Source organism: Myxococcus faecalis, from assembly GCF_050039385.1.
Classification (GTDB): Bacteria; Myxococcota; Myxococcia; order Myxococcales; family Myxococcaceae; genus Myxococcus; species Myxococcus fulvus.
Window position 1 is genome coordinate 9,260,657 of sequence record NZ_CP144336.1, and the last position, 20,353, is coordinate 9,281,009.

General features: G+C 70.9%; 17 protein-coding genes. 9 read left to right on the forward strand and 8 right to left on the reverse strand.

Annotated features, from left to right (window positions below; all coding sequences use genetic code 11):
* The first annotated feature begins 45 nt into the window (after positions 1-45).
* Positions 46-1,158 carry a Gfo/Idh/MocA family protein gene (locus VZQ01_RS37140; protein ID WP_426746017.1) on the forward strand — a complete coding sequence of 371 codons (1,113 nt, stop codon included), beginning with the start codon at positions 46-48 and terminating at the stop codon, positions 1,156-1,158.
* Here VZQ01_RS37140 and VZQ01_RS37145 read toward each other — a convergent pair.
* Positions 1,141-2,094 carry a LysR family transcriptional regulator gene (locus tag VZQ01_RS37145; protein WP_426746018.1) on the reverse strand — a complete coding sequence of 318 codons (954 nt, stop codon included), beginning with the start codon at positions 2,092-2,094 and terminating at the stop codon, positions 1,141-1,143. The genes VZQ01_RS37140 and VZQ01_RS37145 overlap by 18 nt on opposite strands.
* A 104-nt stretch (positions 2,095-2,198) precedes the next feature.
* On the opposite strand from VZQ01_RS37145, the gene VZQ01_RS37150 reads away from it, so the two are divergent.
* Together VZQ01_RS37150 and VZQ01_RS37155 are read left to right on the forward strand one after the other, a co-directional pair.
* Positions 2,199-2,828: a glutathione binding-like protein gene (locus VZQ01_RS37150; RefSeq protein ID WP_426746019.1), complete on the forward strand. Its 630-nt coding sequence runs from the start codon at positions 2,199-2,201 to the stop codon at positions 2,826-2,828.
* 118 nt (positions 2,829-2,946) lie between these two features.
* On the forward strand, positions 2,947-5,427 hold the full coding sequence (locus VZQ01_RS37155) for a WD40 repeat domain-containing protein (RefSeq protein ID WP_426746020.1): 2,481 nt from the start codon (positions 2,947-2,949) through the stop codon (positions 5,425-5,427).
* A 3-nt stretch (positions 5,428-5,430) separates the two neighbouring features.
* On the opposite strand, the gene VZQ01_RS37160 is transcribed toward VZQ01_RS37155, so the two are convergent.
* Entirely contained in the window at positions 5,431-6,204 is a 774-nt protein-coding gene (locus VZQ01_RS37160) for an AAA family ATPase (RefSeq protein ID WP_426746021.1), read from the reverse strand.
* Positions 6,205-6,507: 303 nt separating this feature from the next.
* Between VZQ01_RS37160 and VZQ01_RS37165 the strand changes: the two genes are divergently transcribed.
* Genes VZQ01_RS37165 through VZQ01_RS37175 form a run of 3 tightly spaced genes read left to right on the forward strand, consistent with a single transcriptional unit; the run spans position 6,508 to position 11,974 of the window.
* A complete protein-coding gene (locus VZQ01_RS37165) occupies positions 6,508-9,984 on the forward strand; it encodes a response regulator (RefSeq protein ID WP_426746022.1) in 3,477 nt (1,158 codons plus the stop codon).
* Between the two features lie 28 nt (positions 9,985-10,012).
* Entirely contained in the window at positions 10,013-10,822 is an 810-nt protein-coding gene (locus VZQ01_RS37170; protein WP_223747588.1) for a CheR family methyltransferase, read from the forward strand.
* Between the two features lie 27 nt (positions 10,823-10,849).
* The gene (locus VZQ01_RS37175; protein ID WP_223747589.1) at positions 10,850-11,974 is read left to right on the forward strand and encodes a hybrid sensor histidine kinase/response regulator; all 1,125 of its coding nucleotides are present in this window, start codon (positions 10,850-10,852) and stop codon (positions 11,972-11,974) included.
* Between the two features lie 6 nt (positions 11,975-11,980).
* On the opposite strand, the gene VZQ01_RS37180 is transcribed toward VZQ01_RS37175, so the two are convergent.
* Complete coding sequence (locus tag VZQ01_RS37180) at positions 11,981-12,964, reverse strand: aldo/keto reductase (RefSeq protein ID WP_426746023.1); 984 nt, start codon at positions 12,962-12,964, stop codon at positions 11,981-11,983.
* A gap of 35 nt (positions 12,965-12,999) precedes the next feature.
* Between VZQ01_RS37180 and VZQ01_RS37185 the strand changes: the two genes are divergently transcribed.
* Complete coding sequence (locus VZQ01_RS37185) at positions 13,000-13,281, forward strand: amidohydrolase family protein (RefSeq protein WP_426746024.1); 282 nt, start codon at positions 13,000-13,002, stop codon at positions 13,279-13,281.
* A gap of 158 nt (positions 13,282-13,439) precedes the next feature.
* Here the strand turns inward: VZQ01_RS37185 and VZQ01_RS37190 are convergent, their stop codons facing one another.
* Genes VZQ01_RS37190 through VZQ01_RS37210 form a run of 5 tightly spaced genes read right to left on the reverse strand, consistent with a single transcriptional unit; the run spans position 13,440 to position 18,070 of the window.
* Positions 13,440-14,702: a hydroxymethylglutaryl-CoA synthase family protein gene (locus VZQ01_RS37190; protein ID WP_248545218.1), complete on the reverse strand. Its 1,263-nt coding sequence runs from the start codon at positions 14,700-14,702 to the stop codon at positions 13,440-13,442.
* A gap of 57 nt (positions 14,703-14,759) precedes the next feature.
* Complete coding sequence (locus VZQ01_RS37195) at positions 14,760-15,797, reverse strand: alcohol dehydrogenase catalytic domain-containing protein (protein ID WP_046714462.1); 1,038 nt, start codon at positions 15,795-15,797, stop codon at positions 14,760-14,762.
* A 46-nt stretch (positions 15,798-15,843) separates the two neighbouring features.
* Entirely contained in the window at positions 15,844-16,584 is a 741-nt protein-coding gene (locus VZQ01_RS37200) for a CoA-transferase subunit beta (protein WP_426746025.1), read from the reverse strand.
* Positions 16,581-17,378 carry a CoA transferase subunit A gene (locus VZQ01_RS37205; RefSeq protein ID WP_141325865.1) on the reverse strand — a complete coding sequence of 266 codons (798 nt, stop codon included), beginning with the start codon at positions 17,376-17,378 and terminating at the stop codon, positions 16,581-16,583. Before VZQ01_RS37205 ends, VZQ01_RS37200 begins: the two co-directional genes overlap by 4 nt.
* The gene (locus VZQ01_RS37210; RefSeq protein ID WP_046714459.1) at positions 17,375-18,070 is read right to left on the reverse strand and encodes a TetR/AcrR family transcriptional regulator; all 696 of its coding nucleotides are present in this window, start codon (positions 18,068-18,070) and stop codon (positions 17,375-17,377) included. The genes VZQ01_RS37205 and VZQ01_RS37210 overlap by 4 nt, the downstream gene beginning before the upstream one ends.
* Before the next feature lie 247 nt (positions 18,071-18,317).
* Between VZQ01_RS37210 and VZQ01_RS37215 the strand changes: the two genes are divergently transcribed.
* Both VZQ01_RS37215 and VZQ01_RS37220 read left to right on the forward strand, forming a co-directional pair.
* Positions 18,318-19,160: a GC-type dockerin domain-anchored protein gene (locus tag VZQ01_RS37215; RefSeq protein WP_426746026.1), complete on the forward strand. Its 843-nt coding sequence runs from the start codon at positions 18,318-18,320 to the stop codon at positions 19,158-19,160.
* Between the two features lie 218 nt (positions 19,161-19,378).
* Entirely contained in the window at positions 19,379-20,341 is a 963-nt protein-coding gene (locus VZQ01_RS37220) for a ribokinase (RefSeq protein ID WP_426746027.1), read from the forward strand.
* Positions 20,342-20,353 lie beyond the last annotated feature (12 nt).

Genomic DNA, 20,353 nt, shown 5'->3' on the forward strand with positions numbered 1-20,353 from the left:
ACGGCCCGGGCGCCCAGCGTGACGCGCAGAGGAGGACGTGTGTCCATGGCCCGACAAGGCGAGCGGCGAATCCGGTATGCGGTGGTGGGAGCGGGCAACCTGGCCCAGGTGGCCATCCTCCCGGCGTTCCAGAACGCGAAGGACAACTCGGAGCTGGTGGCCATCTTCTCCTCGGACCGGGAGAAGCGCGCGGCCTTGAAGAAGCAGTACGGCGTGGAGTGCGCCGGCTACGAGGACTTCGAGCAGGTGTGCCGCGACGCGCGCGTGGACGCCGCCTACATCGTCCTGCCCAACACGATGCACCGCGAGTTCACCGAGCGCGCCGCGCGGGTGGGCGTGCACGTGCTGTGCGAGAAGCCGATGGCGACGACGGTGGAGGACTGCGAGGCGATGATTCGCGTCGCGGACGAGAACGACGTCCGGCTGATGATTGCCTACCGGCTCCACTTCGAGGAGGCGAACCTGCGCGCCATCGAGTTGCTGCGCGCGGGCACGCTGGGCGAGCCGTCGCTCTTCTCCGCGGTGATGACGCAGCAGGCGCGGCCGGGGGACATCCGCACGCGCCAGGAGGTGGGCGGCGGGGCGCTGCTCGACGAGGGGCCCTATCCCATCAACGCCGCGCGCTACCTCTTCGGCGCCGAGCCCACGGAAGTCGTCTGCTTCACGCAGGAGGACCCGGACGCGCGCTTCGAGGGCGTGGACGGCACGGCGCTCGCGCTGCTGCGCTTCTCCGGCGGGCGGCTGGCGCAGTTCGCCATCAGCCACGCCGCGTCGGAGGTCTCCAGCTACCGCGTGGTCGGCTCCAAGGGCGATTTGCGCGTGGAGCCGGGCTTCGGCTACGGCACCGAGCGCAAGCACTTCCTCACCGTGGATGGGAAGACAAAGGAGCGGAGCTTCGCGGACCAGGACCAGTTCGCGCCAGAGCTGCTCTACTTCTCGCGGTGCATCCTGGAGGGGCGCGAGCCGGAGCCGTCGGGCTGGGAGGGGCTGGCGGACGTGCGGGTGGTCGTCGCGCTCCAGGAGTCGGCGCGCACGGGGCGCGCGGTGAAGCTGCCGCCCTTCGAGCGCCGCGAGCGGCCGTCCATCGACCAGCTCATCACCCGTCCGGCCTTCACGCCGCCCGAGCCGGTGAACGCGCCGTCACCCACGCTGGAGTGACACGTCCAGCTCCGCGACCCGCTGGGGGGCCAGCCCGAGCAGCGCCTTGCCGAGGCGCGCGGCGGCGTCCCCCGCCTCCCTCCGCCAGGCGATGCGCCACGGCCGCTCCAGGGGCCCGGTGTCCAGCCGCCGCAGGACCAGGTCGCCGCGCGCGAGGTGGGGCGCGACGATCCACTCCGACAGCACCGCGACACCGAGCCCCGCCCGCGCCAGGTCCAGCAGGGCCTCCGTGAGCGGGATTCGCTCGACGCGCAGGCGCGGGCGCTCCCGGCCGAAGATTTGATTCACGAACCAGACGTCCTGCGCCCTGGGCGTGTGGGACGTCAGCAGGGTGTGGGCCTTGAGGTCCTCGGCGGTGAAGGTCTTGCGCGCCGCCAGGGGGTGGGACGGGGCGACCACGAAGACCAGCTCGTCGTGGAAGAGCGGGCGCACCTCGAAGGTGGAGGAGCGGCGCAGCGGGGAGTTGGTGAGCAGCGCCACGTCGATGTCGCCCGCCTCGAGCGCGGGGAGCGGGGACAGGGTGTGCTCCACCGCCAGGTCCACCGTGAGCCGGGGGATGGAGCGGCGCAGCTCCATCAGCAGGGACGGCAGCCAGTGGTAGGCCGTGTAGCACTCGCACACCAGCCGCAGGCGCACGGGCGGCGTGGCGGGGGTGCGCACCTCGCGCTCCAGCTCTCCCAGCTCGACGAGCAGCTTGCCGGCCCCGGCGACGAGCCGGCGCCCCGCGTCCGTGAGCACGAGCCCGCGCGGCGTGCGGTCGAAGAGGGTGGCCCCCAGCTTGTCCTCCGCGGAGAGCAGGGCGCGGCTGACGGCGGGCTGGGTGAGGTGGAGCAGGGACGCGGCCTGCGCCGTCGTGCCGGCCGAGGCCAGCGCCATCACCACCCGCAGGTCCTTGATGTCCAGGCGGGTGCTCGGAGGTGGAGCGATGTCATCCATGCATCGAGCCTATGCCAAGGATGCGTTGGACGCATAGGGTGGGGAGGGGCAGAGTCGCGGGCGTTCCCGAGGGGCATCCAGCCCCGCCTCGTGGAGGTATGCCCATGCAGCTGTATTTCCTGCCGATGTCCTGCTCGCTCGCGACCCGGATCTCCCTCTACGAGGCCGGCGCGGACGTCCGCTTCATCCCGGTGGACCGCAAGACGAAGCAGACCGCGGAGGGACAGGACTATCGCGAGGTCCATCCGCTGGCGCTCGTCCCGGCGCTGCGCAAGGAGGATGGGGCGATGCTCTTCGAGAGCACCGCCATCCTCCAGTACATCGCCCACCGCTGGCCGGAGGCGAAGCTGGCCCCGGTGGACCCGCAGGGCCGGGAGCAGCTCCACCGCTGGCTGTCCTTCATCGCCACGGAGCTGCACAAGGTGGTGTTCGCGCCCGTGTTCGACCTGCACTCACCGAACGCCGTGAAGGAGTATGCGCTGGCGAAGGCGCCCGCGAGGCTCGACGTCGTGGAGCATCACCTGTCGGGTCGCGAGTTCCTCCTCGACGCCTTCAGCGTGGCGGATGCCTATCTCTTCGTCGTCCTCAACTGGTGTGGCGCCACGCCGCTGGACCTGAAGAGGTGGCCCGCGCTGAGCGCCTACGTGGCGAGGCTGCGCGAGCGCCCGAACTTCGCCAGGGCGGTGAAGGAGGAGTGGGCCCTCTATTCGGAGCGCAAGGCCGCGCAAACGTAGCCGCGGGGGGCAATCCAGTCCCCGCCGCCGGGACGACAGGCTTTGACAAGGGCGGGGTCTGGGATTAGGGATGGGCGCAACGCGCATCTGGGGGGCCGGGACGCGCGAGTGAGAGCCCATGACTTCTCGTCCCGTGTCCCTGTGCGTCCTGCTGCTGGTCTCGTGGCTCGGCGCCTGTTCCTCCGGTGGACAGCCGCCCACCCCCAATCCCTCCCGTGCTCCCGGGGTGGCCCGGCTCCAGCTCGACACGGTGGTGGTGGAGCCCGGCGCGCCGACGCCCATGCGCTGCACCGCGTCCGACCCGGATGGCGACGCCGTGACGTATGTCTTCGACTGGGGCGGTACGACGAGCCTGGTCACCTCTCCGGAGGTCCCGAGCGGCACGACGTCCGGCGTGGTCGCGACCTTCGAGCGGGAAGGGACGTTCCAGGTCCGCTGCCGCGCGGTGGACTCCCATGGCACCGCGGGCGAGTGGTCTGCCGCGGTGGCGCTGACCGTCCGGGACGCCTCGCCGGCGGGCACCTGGGAGCTGCGGGTCCGCGTCGTGGGGAAGGGGCGCGTGACGAGCACTCCGGTGGGAATCGACTGCTCGGAGGCGTGTGACGCGCGCTTCGCCACCGGGACGCGCATGACGGTGGAGGCCGAGCCCGCCGAGGGGTGGCGCCTGCTGGAGATGAAGCCCTGCCAGGGCGCGGCGCGAAGCTGCGAGGTGGTCATCGACGGCGACCGCTTCGTGACCGCGCTCTTCGCGCCGGAGACCGACGCGACGCTGTCCTGGCAGCGCTCGGGCGCGCGCCTGCCCGGGTCGCCGCAGTGGAGCCCCGACGGGACGCGGCTCACCGCGTTGGAGGGGGCCTCGAGCGGCGGGCCGCTGCGCATCTGGGACGCGCGGAGCGGCGCGGTGACGCGGATGATCTTCGCGCCGGCCGACGCGCGCTTCGTCGGGCTCGCGTGGAATCCGGAGGGCAACACGCTGGCCGCGGGGCTGTCGACGGGCCGCGTGGTCCTGCTGGACGCGGTGACGGGCGCCACGCTGCGCACGTGGGCCGTCCAGGGCGGGGCCGTGGAGGCGCTCGCGTGGAGCCCGGATGGCGCGCGCCTGGCCACGGCGACGAACGCGAGCAAGGAGGTCCATGTCTGGGACGCCGCCACCGGTGAGCGCGAGGGCGCGCCCCTGACGGCGGTGGACCGCGTGCGTGCGCTGACGTGGAGCCCGGATGGCTCACGGCTCGCGATGGAGGCGGGCCGGTGGGGCGGCGCCTTCTCGCAGTGGGTGGAGTTCCACGGCGTGGGGACGCGGACGCTCGAGGAGCTCTTGGAGATCCCCGGCGGCTTCGCGTGGAGTCCGGACGGGACGCGCTTCGCGGTGGGCTTCGAGGGCGAGGTCCGGGTCTACCTCACCGCGGGCTACCGCCTGGAGTCCACGTACAAGGGCGACTGGAGCCGGGCGACGCTGGTGGAGTGGAGCGCGAACGGGCGCTGGCTCGCGGTGGGAGACCCGATGCGCAAGCTGTTCGTGCTGGACGCGGCCACGGGCGCCGTGCTCGTGGATGCCAGCCAGACGCCGCCGACGGGCACCGCCACGGGCTACGACGCGCTGAGCTTCCATCCCACCGAGCCTCGCTTCGCGGTGGTGGATGACCTGCCCACGTCGGTCCTCGATGTCTTCACCCTGGAGCTGGACAAGGCGACGGTGGTCCGAAGCGAGCTGCTCGCGCACGACCTGTCGGTGGAGAGTGTGGCGTGGAGTCCGACGGGCGCGATGCTCGCGTCCAGCGGGGGCGAGGGAAAGGTCCAGCTGTGGGGGCCCGGCGGTGAGTGGTTGCGGACGCTCACCCGCCCCGGCGGGAAGCGGGTGCGGGCGCTCGCCTGGAGCGCGGATGGAACGCGACTGGCGTCGGGAGGCGATGACGGCCTCGTGCATCTCTGGAACGCGGCGGACGGGACGCTCGCGCAGCTCCCCATCACCCAGTCACCGGCGACGCTGGCCATCGATCACGTCGGCCTGAGCCCGGATGGAACCCTGCTGGCCACGGCGGCGAGCTCGCCGGGTCTGCCCACCGAGCGGGGTGTCATCCGCGTCTTCCGTGTCGGCACGGGCGCGGAGGTGTTCCGCTTCCCGGAGGGCGAGCGGCGAGTCCTGTCGCTGCAGTGGACGCCCCAGGGCCAGCTGGTCGCCACCTTCGTGGACGTGGGCTGGTCCATCTGGAACCCCACCACCCGCGAGGTGTCGACCGTCCCGGCGCATGGCGCGGACCTGTTCCGCGCCGCGGCGCTGAGCCCGGATGGGACGCGGCTCGTGTTGGGCAACAACGTCGGCCTGTTCGTGCGCGAGGTCGCCACGGGCAGCCTCGTCATGTCGGCGACCACCTCCGTCTGGCCGCTGTCGCTCACGTGGAGTCCGGACGGGCGCCGCTTCGTGGGAGGGACCCTGGCTGGACAGGTCCTGGTCTGGGACACGGCCCGGTTCGAGAGCCCCGCCGAAGTCATCGGCTTCCACGAGAGGGGCGTCGCCGCCGTGTCGTGGCGCTCCGCGGAGGACCTCATCGCCACGGGCGGTGGTGACGTGGCCGTGCGGGTGTGGCGCTTCGCGCCGTGAGCCTCACCGGGGCTTGAGCGAGGCGTCCGGGGGGAGCTCGAGCCGCGAGCTCCCGTCATGCGTCGTCACGCGGAGGACCTCCCGGGGGTCGAACGCCTCGGCCAGCGACTCCGACGCCGTGCACAGCAGCACCTGGGCATGGCGCGAGGTCTCTCGCACGCGCTGGACGGTGTCCCAGATGGCGGCGGGCGGCGGGTCCGCGTCGGGGGCCTGGAAGAGCACCAGCGTCCCCACGTCCTGGGGCGTCCGGCCCTCCACTCGCACGCCCCGCAGGAAGCACCGCATCTCCCACAGCACGCTCTCCAGGACGTTGCCCACGTACCAGCGCTCCAGGTCGTCGGTGCTCGTGCCCGCGGGGGGATCTCTCGACGGCTCCTGGGGGGCCAGCTCCGCCAGCGAGGACTCCTCGCGAGGCGCGTCCAGGTCCGGGTCCACCAGCAGCGCGGACAACCCGACGAGCAGGTCCGCCAGCTCCCAGCACACCCGCCACGTGTCCGTGCCCGTCCGCCGCAGCTCGACGCCGTAGTCGTCCGTCCGCAGGCCCAGCTGCAACCGGATGGACTCCCCCCCGGGCGCGGCCGGTGAGCCGCCTGCCTCCCTCAGGTGCCGCTGGAGCTGTCCCTCGGCCAGGGCCCGCAGCAGCTCGAACAGGTGGACGAAGTCGCGCGTCGCCGTCCCCTCGGTGTCCACCAGGACACAGATGGCGCCTGGGCGCAGCTCGACCTCCCGCAGGGAGCGGAAGCCCGAGACTCGGAGGCGGGTGAGGTCCGTCGGCATGCCCGCAGCCTATTCCAGCCGTCCGGATGCGGGAGATCCCTGATGCGGACCGGGACCGCGAGCATCGAAAGGGCGGCACTCCGGGTCGAGGTCCGCGCTCAACGTACGAAAGCCGACATCGTGCGCGAGGCGGAGGTGCGGGCCGTCGTCGGAGCCATGTTACGGGAGGCTTCCGCGTGTGGTCCCCCGCTGCCGGACGCGCTCTCCCATGACAGGTGTTCTCCCGTGCTGTGTGCGCGGACCTCGGGTCCGTCGGATGGTTTCCCAGGAGGGACAGTCCTCCTCGCGTGGAGGGCGTGAGTCATGACTCCGCCTGCCCCGGACGGCTCGCGCTCGAGGGCCACGCGCTTCGGCCCGCTGCTGCCCACCGCCACCCTGGCGGGCTTCATCGTCGCGGCGCTCGCCATCTTCGTCATCGCCATCCTGTCGTACCGCTCGCTCGAGTCCCACGCGGACGCGGCGGCGCTGGTGCGCCACACGATGGAAGTGGTCGAGCGGATGAAGACGCTCCTGTCCACGCTGAAGGACGCGGAGACGGGCCAGCGCGGCTTCCTGCTCACGGGGGACCGCACGTACCTGGAGCCCTACACCAGCGCCAGCCGCGCCGTCTCCGAGCAGCTCGTGGGCATCCGCGAGAGCGTGTCCGACAACGCCGCGCAGGTGCAGCGGGTGGACGCCTTGAGGCCGCTCGTCGAGGCGAAGCTGGCCGAGCTGCAGGCCACCATTGATTTGAAGACGGGTGGGCAGGGGGAGATAGCCCTCGTGCGCGTGCGCTCGAACGAGGGCATCGAGCTGATGAACCGCATCCGCGTCCTCGTGGACCAGATGGAGAACGAGGAGCGGCGGCTGCTCGCGGACCGCACGACGGCGTTCCAGGCCTCGGCGACGCTGTCGCTGGTCATCAGCTGGCTGGGCGCCGCGGTGCTGCTGTCCCTGATGGGCATCTCCGCGTACATGACGTCCCGCGACTACCGCGCCCGCTCCATCCAGGGCTGGATGCAGCAGGGGCAGACGCTGCTGGCCGCGCGGATGCAAGGGGGGCCGGGGCTGGAGCAGCTGGGCGACCAGGTGCTCCAGTTCCTGGCCACGTACCTGGACGCGCACGTGGGCGCCATCTACCTGGCGGACGGGCTGGACCACTTCCACCGCTTCGCGGGCTACGCGCTGCCCGCCTCCTTCCCAGAAGGGGACTCGCGGCTGCGCCCCGGCGAGGGCCTGGTGGGGCAGGCGCTGAAGGAGAACCGCACCTTCCACGTGAAGGACGTCCCGGAGGGCTACCTGCCCATCAACTCGAGCCTGGGGCAGGGGCGGCCGAGGCACCTGGTGGTGTTCCCCACGCAGGTGGACGGCAAGGTGAACGCGGTGGTGGAGCTGGGCTTCCTGCACGCGGTGCACCCCTCGGACCTGGAGCTGCTCCAGCGGGTGGCGGAGCCCATCGCCATGGCGGTGCGCTCGGCCAATGACCGCACGCGCCTGGAGCAGCTGCTGGAGGAGACGCGGCGTCAGTCCGAGGAGCTGCAGGCCCAGCAGGAGGAGCTGCGCGCGTCCAACGAGGAGATCGAGGAGCAGAGCCGCGTGCTGCGCGACTCGCAGGGCCGGCTGGAGCAGCAGCAGGCGGAGCTGGAGCAGACCAACGTGCAGCTGGAGACGCAGACGCGCCTGTTGGAGCGCCAGCGCGACTCGCTCACGAAGGCGCAGGCGGAGCTGACGCAGAAGGCCACGGAGCTGGAGCGCACCAGCCGCTACAAGTCCGAGTTCCTGGCGAACATGAGCCACGAGCTGCGCACGCCGCTCAACAGCTCGCTCATCCTGGCCAAGCTGCTGGCGGACAACAAGACGGGCAACCTCACCGAGGAGCAGGTGAAGTTCGCGCAGACCATCAGCTCCGCGGGCAATGATTTGCTCGCGCTCATCAACGACATCCTGGACCTGTCGAGAATCGAGGCGGGCAAGGTGGAGGTGGTGCCCGAGGTCTTCAGCCTGCCGCGCTTCGTGGAGGGGCTGGGGCGCTCGTTCCAGGTGCTGGCCCAGGAGAAGAAGATTGGCTTCTCCACGCGCGTGGACCCCGGGTGCGCCGAGTCGCTGGAGACGGACCCGCAGCGGCTGGGGCAGGTGGTGCGCAACCTGCTCGCCAACGCGCTGAAGTTCACCGAGCGGGGCGAGGTGTCGCTGCGCGTGTCGCCGGCGGGGCCGGGGCGGGTGGCGTTCGCCGTGAGCGACACCGGCATCGGCATCCCCGCGCACCTGCAGGGCCTCATCTTCGAGGCCTTCCGACAGGCCGACGGCAGCACCCACCGCAAGTACGGCGGCTCGGGGCTGGGGCTGTCCATCTCCAGGGACCTGGCGCGGCTGTTGGGCGGCGACGTCACGGTGGTGAGCGAGGCGGGGCGGGGGAGCATCTTCACCGTCACGGTGCCGGTGGTGCTCGCCACGTCGGGCACGGGCGCCAGGCCCGCGGCTTCCGCCGAGCCCTCGTCCACGCAGTGGGTGGCCAACGCGGTGGCCCAGCTGCCGGCCCCGTCGGAGACGGACGGCGTCTCGGGGCTGAGCGCGCCCATCGAGGATGACCGCGAGCGGCACACGCCCGGCGCGCGCCTCATCCTGGTGGTCGAGGACGACGTGCGCTTCGCGGAGATTCTGAGGGACCTGTCCCGGGAGCTGGGCTTCCTGTGCGTCGCCACGGACCGGGGCGGGGCGGCCTTCGACGCGGCCGTCGCATACCAGCCGAGCGCCATCCTCCTGGACATGAACCTGCCGGACCAGTCCGGGTTGATGGTGCTGGACCACCTCAAGCGCGACCCGAGGACGCGGCACATCCCCGTGCACGTCATCTCCGTCACGGACGCCTCGCGCGAGGCGCTGGAGCGCGGCGCGGTGGGCTACGCGCTCAAGCCCGTCAAGCGCGAGCAGCTCATGGAGGCGGTGCGCAAGCTGGAGACGCGCCTGTCGCCGGGCGTGCAGCGCGTGCTGGTGGTGGAGGACGACGCCCGCCAGCGCGAGAGCATCGAGAAGCTGCTGGAGAGCGAGGACGTGCGCATCGACAGCGTCGCCACCGCGGCGGAGGCGCTGGAGCGGCTCCAGCAGAACACCTTCGGCTGCATGGTGATGGACCTGAACCTGCCGGACCTGAGCGGCTACGAGCTGCTCGAGCAGATGGCGGAGCTGGAGACCGTGTCGTTCCCGCCCGTCATCGTCTACACGGGCCGCTCGCTCACCCGCGAGGAGGAGCAGCGCCTGCGCCGCTACTCCAAGTCCATCATCATCAAGGGCGCGCGCTCGCCCGAGCGGCTGGTGGACGAGGTGACGCTGTTCCTGCACCAGGTGGAGTCGAAGCTGCCGCCGGACCGGCAGCGGATGCTCCAGGTCGCCCGCGACAGGGAGGCGGCGCTGGACGGACGGCGCATCCTGGTGGTGGAGGACGACGTGCGGAACATCTTCGCGCTCTCCAGCGTGCTGGAGCCCCGGGGCGCGAAGGTGGAGATCGCCCGCAACGGCCGCGAGGCCCTGGAGCGGCTGGCGGACAGCCTGGCGCAGACGACGCAGGGCGTGGACCTGGTGCTGATGGACATCATGATGCCGGAGATGGATGGCATCACCGCGATGCGCGAGATCCGCAAGCGCGCCGAGTGGCAGAAGCTGCCCATCATCGCGCTCACGGCGAAGGCCATGCGCGACGACCAGGAGAAGTGCCTGGCGGCGGGCGCGAACGACTACATCGCCAAGCCGCTGGACGTGGAGAAGCTGCTGTCGCTCATCCGCGTCTGGATGCCCAAGGCCTAGGCCGGGCCTGCTTCCGCGCATGGACTCCATGGCCCAGGACATCGAGCTGAGGCTCCTGCTCGATGCCATCTATCTGAAGTACCACTACGACTTCCGTCGCTACGCCACCGTGTCGCTGCAGCGGCGGCTGGTGCTCGCGGCGGAGAACTTCGGCTGCAAGACGCTCTCCCAGCTCCAGGACCGGCTGCTGCACGAGCCGCTCGTCTTCCCGGCGCTGCTGGACTACCTCACCGTGCAGGTGAGCGAGATGTTCCGCGACCCCTCGTACTTCCGCGCGGTGCGCGAGTCCGTGGTGCCGATGCTGCGGACCTATCCGTCGCTGAAGCTGTGGGTCGCGGGCTGCTCCACCGGCGAGGAGGTCTACTCGCTGGCCATCCTGCTGAAGGAGGAGGGCCTGTTGGAGCGCACGCTCATCTACGCGACGGACATCAACCCCGGCGCGCTCCAGAAGGCGGAGGCGGGGGTGTATCCGGTGGACCGTATCGCCACCTTCACCCAGAACCACGTGGCGTCCGGCGCGCGAAGCTCCCTGTCGGACTACTACACGGCGGCGTACGGCAACGCCGTGTTCGACCGCTCGCTCAAGAAGCATGTCGTCTTCTCGGACCACAGCCTCGCGACCGACAGCGTGTTCGCCGAGGTCCAGTTCCTGTCGTGTCGCAATGTGCTCATCTACTTCGACCGCGAGCTGCAGGAGCGCGCGCTGGGGCTGTTCAAGGACTCCCTGTGCCGCAAGGGCTTCCTGGGCCTGGGGGCCCGCGAGTCCATTCGCTTCTCCCAACACGAGTCGGCGTTCTCGGTGGTGTCCCGGGACGACCGCATCTTCCAGAAGGGGTGACCGGTGATTGCTCCCAGGAAGGAACACATGGAGTCGTCGCCCGCGGTGAAGTGCCTGCTCGTGGATGACCTGGAGGAGAACCTCATCGCGCTGGACGCGCTGCTCAAGCGCGACGACGTGGAGGTCCTCCAGGCGCGCTCGGGCGCCGAGGCGCTGGAGCTGCTGCTGGAGCACGACGACGTGGCGCTGGCGTTCCTCGACGTGCAGATGCCGGAGATGGATGGCTTCGAGCTGGCGGAGCTGATGCGCGGCATGGCGCGCACGCGGCACATCCCCATCATCTTCGTGACGGCGGGCTCCACCGACAAGCGGCGCCTCTTCAAGGGCTACGACACGGGCGCGGTGGACTTCCTCTACAAGCCGCTGGAGCCGCTGGTGCTGCGCAACAAGGCGGAGGTGTTCTTCCAGCTCCACCGGCAGAAGCAGCAGCTGGCCCGCCAGCTCGACGAGCTGACCGAGACGCTGCGGCTCAACGAGATGTTCACCGCGGTGCTGGGCCACGATTTGCGCAACCCCTTGAGCGCCATGCTCACGGCGGCGGACCTGCTCCAGCGGCGCTCGGAGGACGAGCGCGTCCGGAAGACCGCGGGCCGGATGCTGTCGAGCGGCAAGCGCATGGGGCGCATGATCGAGGACGTGCTGGACCTGGCGCGGGCGCGGCTCGCCGGGGGCATCCCGCTCCGACGTGGGGAGACGGACTTCGGCGCGCTGGTGCTGCGCATGGTGCAGGAGCACCAGTCGGCGTCGACGCGGCCCGCCATCGAGGTGTCCCAGCAGGGAGACCTGGTGGGGGACTGGGACTCGGACCGGCTCGCGCAGGTGGCGTCGAACCTCATCGGCAACGCGCTCCAGCACGGCGACGCGAGCGAGCCGGTGCAGCTGCGGCTGGACGGGACGGACGTGGATGCGGTGCGCTTCTCGGTGAGGAACCTGGGCGTCATTCCGCTGGACCTCCAGCCGCACCTGTTCGACCCGTTCCGGGGCGGCGCCCAGCGACGAGGGCGCACCGGCGGTCTGGGGCTGGGGCTCTACATCGTCCAGCAGATCATCCAGGCCCACCACGGCGCGGTGGAGGTGGAGTCGGGCTCCAGCCCCTACACCGAGTTCCGGGTGAGCCTGCCGCGCCGGGGCACCGAGGTCATCAAGCTGTAGCGGCGGCTATTCGCCGCGCAGCACGTCGTTGACGCTGATGCCGCGGCCCTTGGGCAGCAGCGCCTCGAGCGCGGCGGCGTCCTCGGGCCTGGGCGTCCACAGGCCGGCCTTGGCGTTGGCGCGCACCTGCTCGGCGGAGGTGGCGCCGGCGATGACGGAGGCCACGGTGGGCCGGGCCGCCAGTCCTCCCATGGCCACGTCGAGCAGGGAGAGGGAGCGCTCCTTCGCGAAGGTCTCCAGCTTCTCGATGGCGTCGAAGACCTTGTCGGCGAGCAGGCCGCCCATGTTCCACTGCTTCACGCGGGTGTTCTCGCCCGCCTTCGCGCCGCGCTGGTACTTGCCGGTGAGCAGGCCGCTGGCGAGCGGGAAGTAGGGGAGCAGGCCGATGCCGTGCTCTTTCAGCGCGGGGACCAGGTTCTCCTCCACGCCGCGGCCGATGAGGCTGTACTCGTTCTGGGCGCTGATGAAGCGCTCCATCCCGCGCGTGCGGGAGAGCCACTCGGCTTCCGTTACCTGCCAGCCCTTGAGGTTCGACGAGCCGATGTAGCGGACCTTGCCCTCGCGCACGAGCTCGGTGAGCGCGCTCAGCGTCTCCTCGAGCGGCGTCGCCGGGTCGGGCCAGTGCAGCTGGTACAGGTCGATCCAGTCCGTGCGCAGCCGCCGCAGGGAGCGCTCGATGGCGCGGCGGATGTAGCGGCGCGAGCCGCGCGCGCCCCAGTCCGCGCCGTTGTCTCCCTTCAGGTCGCTGCCGAACTTGGTGGCGAGGATGACGTCGCCCCGGCGCTTGCCCAGCGCCTCGCCCAGCAGCTCCTCCGACGTGCCGTAGGAGTCCGACGTGTCGAACAAGGTGATGCCGGCGTCCAGCGCCGCGTCCACGACGGCGCGCGTGCCCTGCGCGTCGATGCGCAGGCCGAAGTTGTTGCAGCCCAGGCCCACCGTGGAGACGGTGAGGCCGGAGCGGCCGAGGCGGCGGTAGGTCATCTGGGTCATGGGGGCTCCTGTGACTTCGGTGGAGGGGGAGGTGGATGACGTGGCGTGGCCCCGCCCGTCAAGGCGCGAGCGTGTGGCGCGGGGCCCGGCGCTGGTTTTCACACGAGGGACTTCCCGGCGCCGCGAGGCGATGTACGCGGGACGCGGCCGCGCTCTTGAAGCTCGATGACCGTGGGACGCTGGCGGCCGGCAAGCGCGCGGACTTCGTGCTGGTGGAGGGCAACCCCGCGGCGGACATCCTGGACACCCGCCGCATCGTCGGCGTGTGGCACCGGGGCAAGAGGGTGAGTGGCGGTGTGGAGGAGCTCACGCCCTGAGCAGGAGGGGCTCCCCGCGCCCTCGTTGCCATGGAGCGCGAGACGCAGCCCTCCGTCCCGGGGTGAAGTGGCCCCGTGCGCGTTCGTCCTCCGCGCGGAGCCGTGGCGGGTCCGCAGGCTCACTCCGTCCCGCTGAGTGCGGGACGGAGCCGTGAGCCTCAGGCCGCGCCGCCCTCGGCGTACAGGCGCTTGTGGTCGCGAATCTCCGTGAGGCGGAACGCGCCCGGGGGCGGAGCCTTCGTCTCGGGCGCATCCGAGCCCAGCTTCATCAGCCGCTCGTACTCCTCGATGGGCACGCGCTCGCGCCGGGCCAGGACGGTGTCCAGGTCCGCGCGCGCCATGCGCTCGGCGGCCTTCTCCCCGACGACGCCGGAGAAGAACTCCGCCATGCAGCCGCTGCCGTAGGACAAGAGCCCGATGCGCTGGTTCGCGAGCTTCGCGCCCTCGCCGTGCAGCAGCCCCGCGAGCGCCAGGTACAGCGACGCCGTATACACATTGCCGATGCGCGCGTTGAGCCCCAGCGACGAGGCCACCTGCGCGTCATAGCTCGCGGCCGACTTCGCCAGCTCCTCGCGGGCCTCCGGCGTCCCGGCCTTCGAGTCCTTCGCGTCCTCCAAATCACACAGCCGCAGCTGCGTATGCGCCTTGCGCGCCATCTTGCAGAAGGGCACGTGGTACGCGATGCGCGCCAGCTGCTCACCCGGCAGCGAGCCGGACCAGCGCACCAGCCCCGCCGCCACCGCCTTCTCGCGCCAGCCCCGGTACGCGCCGGACAGCGCCTCCAGATAGCAGCTGATGGAGTAGTGCCCGTCCACCACGGCCTCCCGCCGGCCGATGGGCCGCCAGAAGTCATACACATCCATGGTGCACGTGCCGTTGAGCCCCACGTCCAGGGCCAGCAGGTCCGGCTGCTCGGACACCAGCAGCGCCACCGCGCCGCCTCCCTGCGTCGGCTCGCCCGCCGTGTTCAAGCCATACCGGGCGATGTCCGCGCACACCACGATGGCGACCTTGCCCGCACCCGCGCCGGAGGCGATCCACTCCGTCGCGGCCATCAGCCCCGCGGTGCCGCCGTAACAGGCGTGCTGCGTGTCATACGTGCGCATCGTCCGCGGCAGCTTCAGCAGACCCTGGACGTGGGACGCGACAGGCTTGGAGTGGTCGATGCCCGTCTCCGTGCCCACCACGAGCATGCCCACGCGCGACGGGTCCACGCCCTGCTGCCGGATGAGCCTCGCCGCCGCCGTGGCGGCCAGCGCCACCGTGTCCTCACCCGGGTCCGTGACGGCCATCTCCCGAGCGCCGAGCCCCGAGGTGAACTTCGCCGGGTCCACGTTCCGGGCGCGCGCCAGGTCCTCGATGTCCACGTACCGGGAGGGCACCGCGACCGCCAGGGCCTCGATTCCAACTTTTCTCTGCATGGGCTTCCTCATTTCCAACTCGAGCGTCGATGTCTGGGGTTGCAGGACTTTTTCTGCTCACGCCTCTGGCGGCACCAAGACCAACCGGCCCGCCACCTCGCGGTTCTCCAGTCGGAAATGCGCCCGCGCTGCTTCGGCCAGCGGAACCGTGTCCGTGACGAATTGGCGCACCCCGCCCGTCGCCGTCAGCCGGAGGGCTTCATCGAGCTCCGCCTGATTCGTGGCGTACGCACCGATGATCTCCAGCTCCTTGACGATAATGAGCCCGGGATTCACTTGCACGAGACCTGATTCCAGATTGCCCACGACGACGAGCCGGCCGCCGGGAGCCATGGCCTTGAGCGTCTGGTCGAAGGTGGCGCTGCCGACGATTTCCACCGCGAGGTCGACACCTTGGCCCTGCGTCCGCTTGCGTACCTCCGCCGCGAAATCCAGCCCCCGAGACAGGATGACCTCATCCGCGCCGGCGGCCCGCAAGGGCTGCACCTTGGCTTCGCCAGACGTCACGGCGATGACTCGCGCTCCGTCCAGCTTGGCCAATTGCACCGCGGACATTCCCACGCCGCCGCTGGCCCCGGTGATGAGCACTGTTTCGCCCGCCCGGATGCGACCGCGCGTGCGCAGGGTGTGCACCGCCGTGCCCGTGGTGCAGCACACCGTTGCGGCCTCCGTCCAGGGGAGCGACGACGGCACGCGGCCCAGTCCCGCGACGGGCGCCACCATGAACTGTGAATACCCGCCCGGCAGCTCCTCGCCGAAGAAGCGGTTGTCCGTCTTGCACAGACTGTTACGCCCGCTGCGGCACAGCGCGCAGGTGCCACAGGACATCCGCTGGAGCGTCGCCGCCCGGTCGCCTGTCTTCCACCCCGGTGTCTCAGGCCCCACCGCGACGACTTCACCCGCTGCTTCGTGGCCGAGAATCGCTGGCACGTGGGTGCGAGGCAGGTTGCCGCGACGGTTGATGACATCGTGATAACAAACCCCGCACGCGTGAACCCGCAGCAAGACTTCACCCTTGCCGGGTGCGGGCACGGGGACGTCCTCCAGCTTCAAATTGCCGGCTTCACCAAAACTGCGCAGAACAATGGCCTTCATCTCGTACCTCCGCGAGACACAAAAGTCGAAACAGGGATGTCTGGATTCAGCGACCGACGAGCTGGTCTCGCAGGCCGCGAGGGTCCAGCGCGCGGATGGCGGCGACGGTGCGCGCGTCCGGCAGCGGGGTGATGGTGAGCGAGTCGTCCACCGTGAAGTCGAAGCCCGTGCGCTCGGCGATGTCCTCGGTCGAGGCCCACGGGTGGCGCGCCTTCAGCCTTGCACCGGAGGCGCCCAGCTCGAAGACGCCCAGGTCGGAGATGAGCCGCACGTCGCGGCGCGGGTCCCGGGTGGTGGCCACCTGCACCTCGGGCACCAGGTTGCGGCGGGACTGGCGCGGCACCAGCAACACGGGGCGGTGGACCCACTGGCGCAGCGTCGCGGCGCCGGCCACGCCGGGGAACTTGGTGCGCGGGTGCGCCAGGCTGCCGCTCGCCGTCATGTTGGTGCTGCCGGTGGCATCGACCTCGGCGGCGCCGAAGAAGACGGTGTCCACCCGGCCCCGGCGCGCGTGGTCGAACAGGTCGGGGATGGTGATCTCCGCCGAGCGCCCCTCCAGGTAGCCCAGGTCCTCGGAGGAGGGGAGCAGCGAGGAGATGTCCGGGTCCAGCGAGCCCACGCAGGCCAGGTACGTCAGGCCCGGCGCGTGCGTGGCGCGGGCCACGGCGATGGCGAGGATGGCCAGCGGCGAGGCGACGCCCGTGGCCACCACGGCGCCGTCTTCAATCTGCCGCGCGAGCAGGGAGACCACGGTCTCCGCGGGGGTGATGTCCAGGGCCGCGCTCATGCCGCCCTCCGCGTCTTCAGCGAGGCGAGGAACTCCGCCTCCTGGCCCGTCTCGGCGAGCGACAGGTAGCGCGCGAGCATCGCGTCGTCGTGGGGATACAGCCCCGCGCAGCCGGTGGGCAGCGCGCCGCCGGGCGCGAGGACGATGCGGTCCACCTGGAAGCCGGGGATGGTGGCGCGAGGCAGCTTCGTCACGCGCTCCTCCACCGTGGCAATCACGCGGCGCGCGGCGCCCGCCACGAGCAGGTCCGTGGTGGGGTCCTCCATGTACAGGTTGCCGCGCTCGTCCGCGGCGCGCGCGTGGATCAGCGCCACGTCCGGGAAGTAAGCCGGCTCCACCGGGACGCTCTCACCGGTGAACGGGTCCACCACGGTGCGCGGCGGCTCCGCCTGCGCGAGCCCCGACACATCCGCGTCCGGCGCGGGGATGAAGGGCAGGCCCATGGAGGCGGCGCGCAGGCGCTGGACGACGCGGTAGCCGTCATGCTCGCGCCACGACAGGGTGCCCTGTTCGATTCCCCGCTTGATACAGGGCATGGGGCGCACGCGGCCCTCCAGGCTCAGCGCGCCGAAGGCGATGTCCAGGTGGGCCAGACAGCCGCCCGCGACGAGCAGCTCGGCGGGCAGCGGGTTGGGCAGCGAGATGAGCCGCAGGCCCCGGCGCTCCTGGGCGATGAGCTCCATCACCAGCGCCATGGGCGCGCGGCCGAGCATGAAGCCGCCCGTGGCCAGCGACGCGCCGTCGGGGATGGACGCGACGGCGTCCTCCAGCGAGCACCAGCGCGCGGTCTTCACGTCCCCTCCGTTCCGGAGCCACCGGAGCCGGAGCCCGACGCCGCGGCGCGAGGCACCATGCGCAGCGAGGACACCCCGGGCTGACCATCCACCGCGGCGGCGACGATGGGCGGGAAGAGCAGCTCCACCATGCCGTCGGCGATCTGCTCATCCGAGAGGCGGCCGTCGGGCTTGAACCACTTGTAGACCCACAACACCATGCCCAGGAACGAGAACGCGCCGATGGTCGGGTCCACGGGACGGATGCGCCCCTGCTGCGCGGCTTGCGAGAAGGCCTCCTCCAGGAAGTCGACGTAGCGCTTCTTGCGGCTGTCGATGAACGCGCGCGCCTCACCGGTGAGCGTGGCGTGCTCGTGGAGGATGATGATGACCTCCTTGCTCCACCCGCGCGTCACCAGCAGGATGTTGTGGCGCATGCACGCGCGCAGCCGCTCCACCGGGTCCGCGATGTCCTGCACGCGCGAGAGGACCTGCTCCTCGAACAGGTCCATCCCGTAGTTCATGATGGCGAAGAGCAGCTGCTCCTTGTTCTGGATGTGGTGGTAGAGCCCCGCCTTCGTCATCCGGCACGCGGCGGCGATCTCCTGCATCGAGGTGCCTTCGTAGCCACGCTCGCAGATGAGCCGCGCCGCCGTCTCCAGGATTGCCTTGTAGCGCTCGCCTTCATCCGGCTTCCGTCCGCTATGCGTCACGTGTGCCTCGTCACGGTGGACTGTAAAGTTTTCAAAAGCCACGACCTACCGACCGGTAGGTAGCACCGGTCGACGCGAGGTGTCAACGCGCTCGTGGGTCGGGGGTTGTGGGCTCCGCATAGGAGTTTCAGTGGGTTGGGGGAGCGCTGGGACTTCGGGGCGGAGACCGCGCGCGGGGTATTCGGGTTACGGAGGGCGAGCGGCCTAAGGTGGTGGGCTTCCCTCGTCACACCCCGTGGAGGTCAGCATGCGTCCAGGCGTGTTGTGGGCCGGTGCGGTTTGCCTGCTGTTGGCGACGTCGGCGAACGCCCAGCGAATCACCCCGATTGAAGGCCGCCGTTCCGTCTCCGCGAGCTTCCTGACGGTGGACGCGGCGGGCCAGTCGGAGGACTCGGACCGCGTGGAGACGGAGGGGTTCGAGTTGTTCAACGCGTCGCTCGCGTTGTCGGCGTCGCCACCCCAGGCGCCGAATCCGCGTCTGGATGCGACGGCGGGCGGGGGGCAGTCGTCGGAGATGTCCGAGCGACGCATCCGGGCCTCGCTGAGTGCCTGGGCCTCTGGCACCGCGGTGGAGGCCTCCGCGCGAGGGCAGGGCATCAGCAACGCGGACATGTACCTCACGTTCGAGTTGAACCGCCGCGCGCGCTACAGGGCGTTCGTGACGGTGTCGGCCTGGTCGAACGCGAGCAACGGGGGGCAGTCCTTCGGTGGTGTCTCGACGTTGTTGCATCTGGCCAATCTGGAGAGCGGGGTGCCGGTCCTGTCCTTCGATGTGTCTCCATCGGAGAGCGACACGGAAGAGCTCGCGGGCTGGCTGCCGGCCGGGCCGTACACCTTGCAGGGCGATGTCTCGGCCTCGGTGGATGCGAGAGGGCCCGCGTCGGGGGGCGTGTCGGGGGCGTGGAGCATGGACCTGCTGCTGTATTGCGCGTCGGACTTCGACGCGAACGGCGTGGTCGACGTGATGGATGCCGCTGCCTTCATGGCGTACTGGGGCAGTGGTTCCCTGTGGGCGGACATCGACGGGAACGGCGTGGTGACTCAGGTGGATCACGACGTGTTCCTGCTCGCGTACGGCCGAGGTTGTTGAGCGGACGCGAGGTGCGTCCCGGGTCCTGAATCCCTGTTCGGAGCCGAGGCAGGGAGTGCGACGCCGCCGTCCATTCGGGATGCCGGCGCGGCGGTGGCACGACTGGCCGTCCGCCGTGCCGTGTCCCGGTGATGCCTAGCTTGATGAGGCTTCGCGCTCGGCGTGCTCCCATGCGCGTCGTGGCAACGGACGGTGGGGTGGGGAGGGGGACGACGGTCATGGCTGCGCGTCGACAGGCGGACATCCTGGTGGTCGGTGGAATCAGCACGGACTTCCTGGTCCAGGGGCCTCGGCTCCCGAGGCAGGGGCAGAACGTGGAGGGGCACCTGTTCCTGGAGAGCCTGGGAGGAAAGGGCGCCAACGCCTCCGTGGCCGCCGCGCGCCTGGGGGCCCGGGCGACGCTGGTGGGCCGGGTGGGCGCGGACGCGCGGGGGCTCGGGCTGTTGGAGCAGTTGGAGGGCGAGGGCGTGGACACGCTCGCCGTGGCGAGGGACCCGGGCGCGAGCACCGGCGTCGTGCTCGAGATGGTGGATGAGTCAGGGCACCGACAGAGCCTGTCCGCGGAAGGGGCCAACCGACGGATGCGCGTTCCGGATGTGCTCGCCGCGGAGGAGCGCATCTCCCGCGCGGATGTCCTGCTGGTGCAGCTGGAGGTTCCGCTCGAGGTCGTCGTCGCGGCGGTCCATGTCGCGCGGGCCGCGGGGACGCATGTGGTGTTGGACCCGGCGCCGCCCACGTCGCTGCCCGAGGAGCTGCTCGAGGCGGTGCATGTCATCCGGCTCAATGACCTGGAGGCGGAGGTGTTGACGGGCGTGGAGGTGGTGGACCGTGAGTCGGCGCGTCAGGCGGCGGAGAACCTGTTGCGTCGGGGCGTCGGCTCCGCGGTCGTCGCCGCGCCGCAGGGCAACCTGCTCCTCGGGTCCGAGGGGGAGCTGTGGTTGCCCAACCTCCCCGTGGACTGGGTGGACACCACGGGCGCGGGGGATGCGTTCTCCGCGGCGCTGTGTGTGGCATTGGGGGAGCGGCGCTCCCTGGTCGATGCGGCCCGTTTCGCGCACGCCACGTCGGCCCTGGCCACGATGCGGCTGGGGGCGCTCTCGGGGTTGCCGAACCGTGAGCAGGTGGAGTCCTTCATGGCACGGCTGGCCATGTCGGCTCTGTCGGGGGAGTCGGCCCGCTGACGTGCCTGGAGC

Bases quoted from the DNA above. Each gene is read 5' to 3' on its own strand.
- VZQ01_RS37140 (WP_426746017.1), top strand. From the start codon at position 46: ATGGCCCGACAAGGCGAGCGGCGAATCCGGTATGCGGTGGTGGGAGCG.
- VZQ01_RS37180 (WP_426746023.1), bottom strand. From the start codon at position 12,964: ATGACCCAGATGACCTACCGCCGCCTCGGCCGCTCCGGCCTCACCGTC.
- VZQ01_RS37215 (WP_426746026.1), top strand. From the start codon at position 18,318: ATGCGTCCAGGCGTGTTGTGGGCCGGTGCGGTTTGCCTGCTGTTGGCG.
- VZQ01_RS37190 (WP_248545218.1), bottom strand. From the start codon at position 14,702: ATGCAGAGAAAAGTTGGAATCGAGGCCCTGGCGGTCGCGGTGCCCTCC.
- VZQ01_RS37175 (WP_223747589.1), top strand. From the start codon at position 10,850: ATGGAGTCGTCGCCCGCGGTGAAGTGCCTGCTCGTGGATGACCTGGAG.
- VZQ01_RS37165 (WP_426746022.1), top strand. From the start codon at position 6,508: ATGACTCCGCCTGCCCCGGACGGCTCGCGCTCGAGGGCCACGCGCTTC.
- VZQ01_RS37200 (WP_426746025.1), bottom strand. From the start codon at position 16,584: ATGAGCGCGGCCCTGGACATCACCCCCGCGGAGACCGTGGTCTCCCTG.
- VZQ01_RS37145 (WP_426746018.1), bottom strand. From the start codon at position 2,094: ATGGATGACATCGCTCCACCTCCGAGCACCCGCCTGGACATCAAGGAC.
- VZQ01_RS37220 (WP_426746027.1), top strand. From the start codon at position 19,379: ATGGCTGCGCGTCGACAGGCGGACATCCTGGTGGTCGGTGGAATCAGC.
- VZQ01_RS37195 (WP_046714462.1), bottom strand. From the start codon at position 15,797: ATGAAGGCCATTGTTCTGCGCAGTTTTGGTGAAGCCGGCAATTTGAAG.
- VZQ01_RS37160 (WP_426746021.1), bottom strand. From the start codon at position 6,204: ATGCCGACGGACCTCACCCGCCTCCGAGTCTCGGGCTTCCGCTCCCTG.
- VZQ01_RS37150 (WP_426746019.1), top strand. From the start codon at position 2,199: ATGCAGCTGTATTTCCTGCCGATGTCCTGCTCGCTCGCGACCCGGATC.
- VZQ01_RS37170 (WP_223747588.1), top strand. From the start codon at position 10,013: ATGGCCCAGGACATCGAGCTGAGGCTCCTGCTCGATGCCATCTATCTG.
- VZQ01_RS37185 (WP_426746024.1), top strand. From the start codon at position 13,000: ATGACGTGGCGTGGCCCCGCCCGTCAAGGCGCGAGCGTGTGGCGCGGG.
- VZQ01_RS37155 (WP_426746020.1), top strand. From the start codon at position 2,947: ATGACTTCTCGTCCCGTGTCCCTGTGCGTCCTGCTGCTGGTCTCGTGG.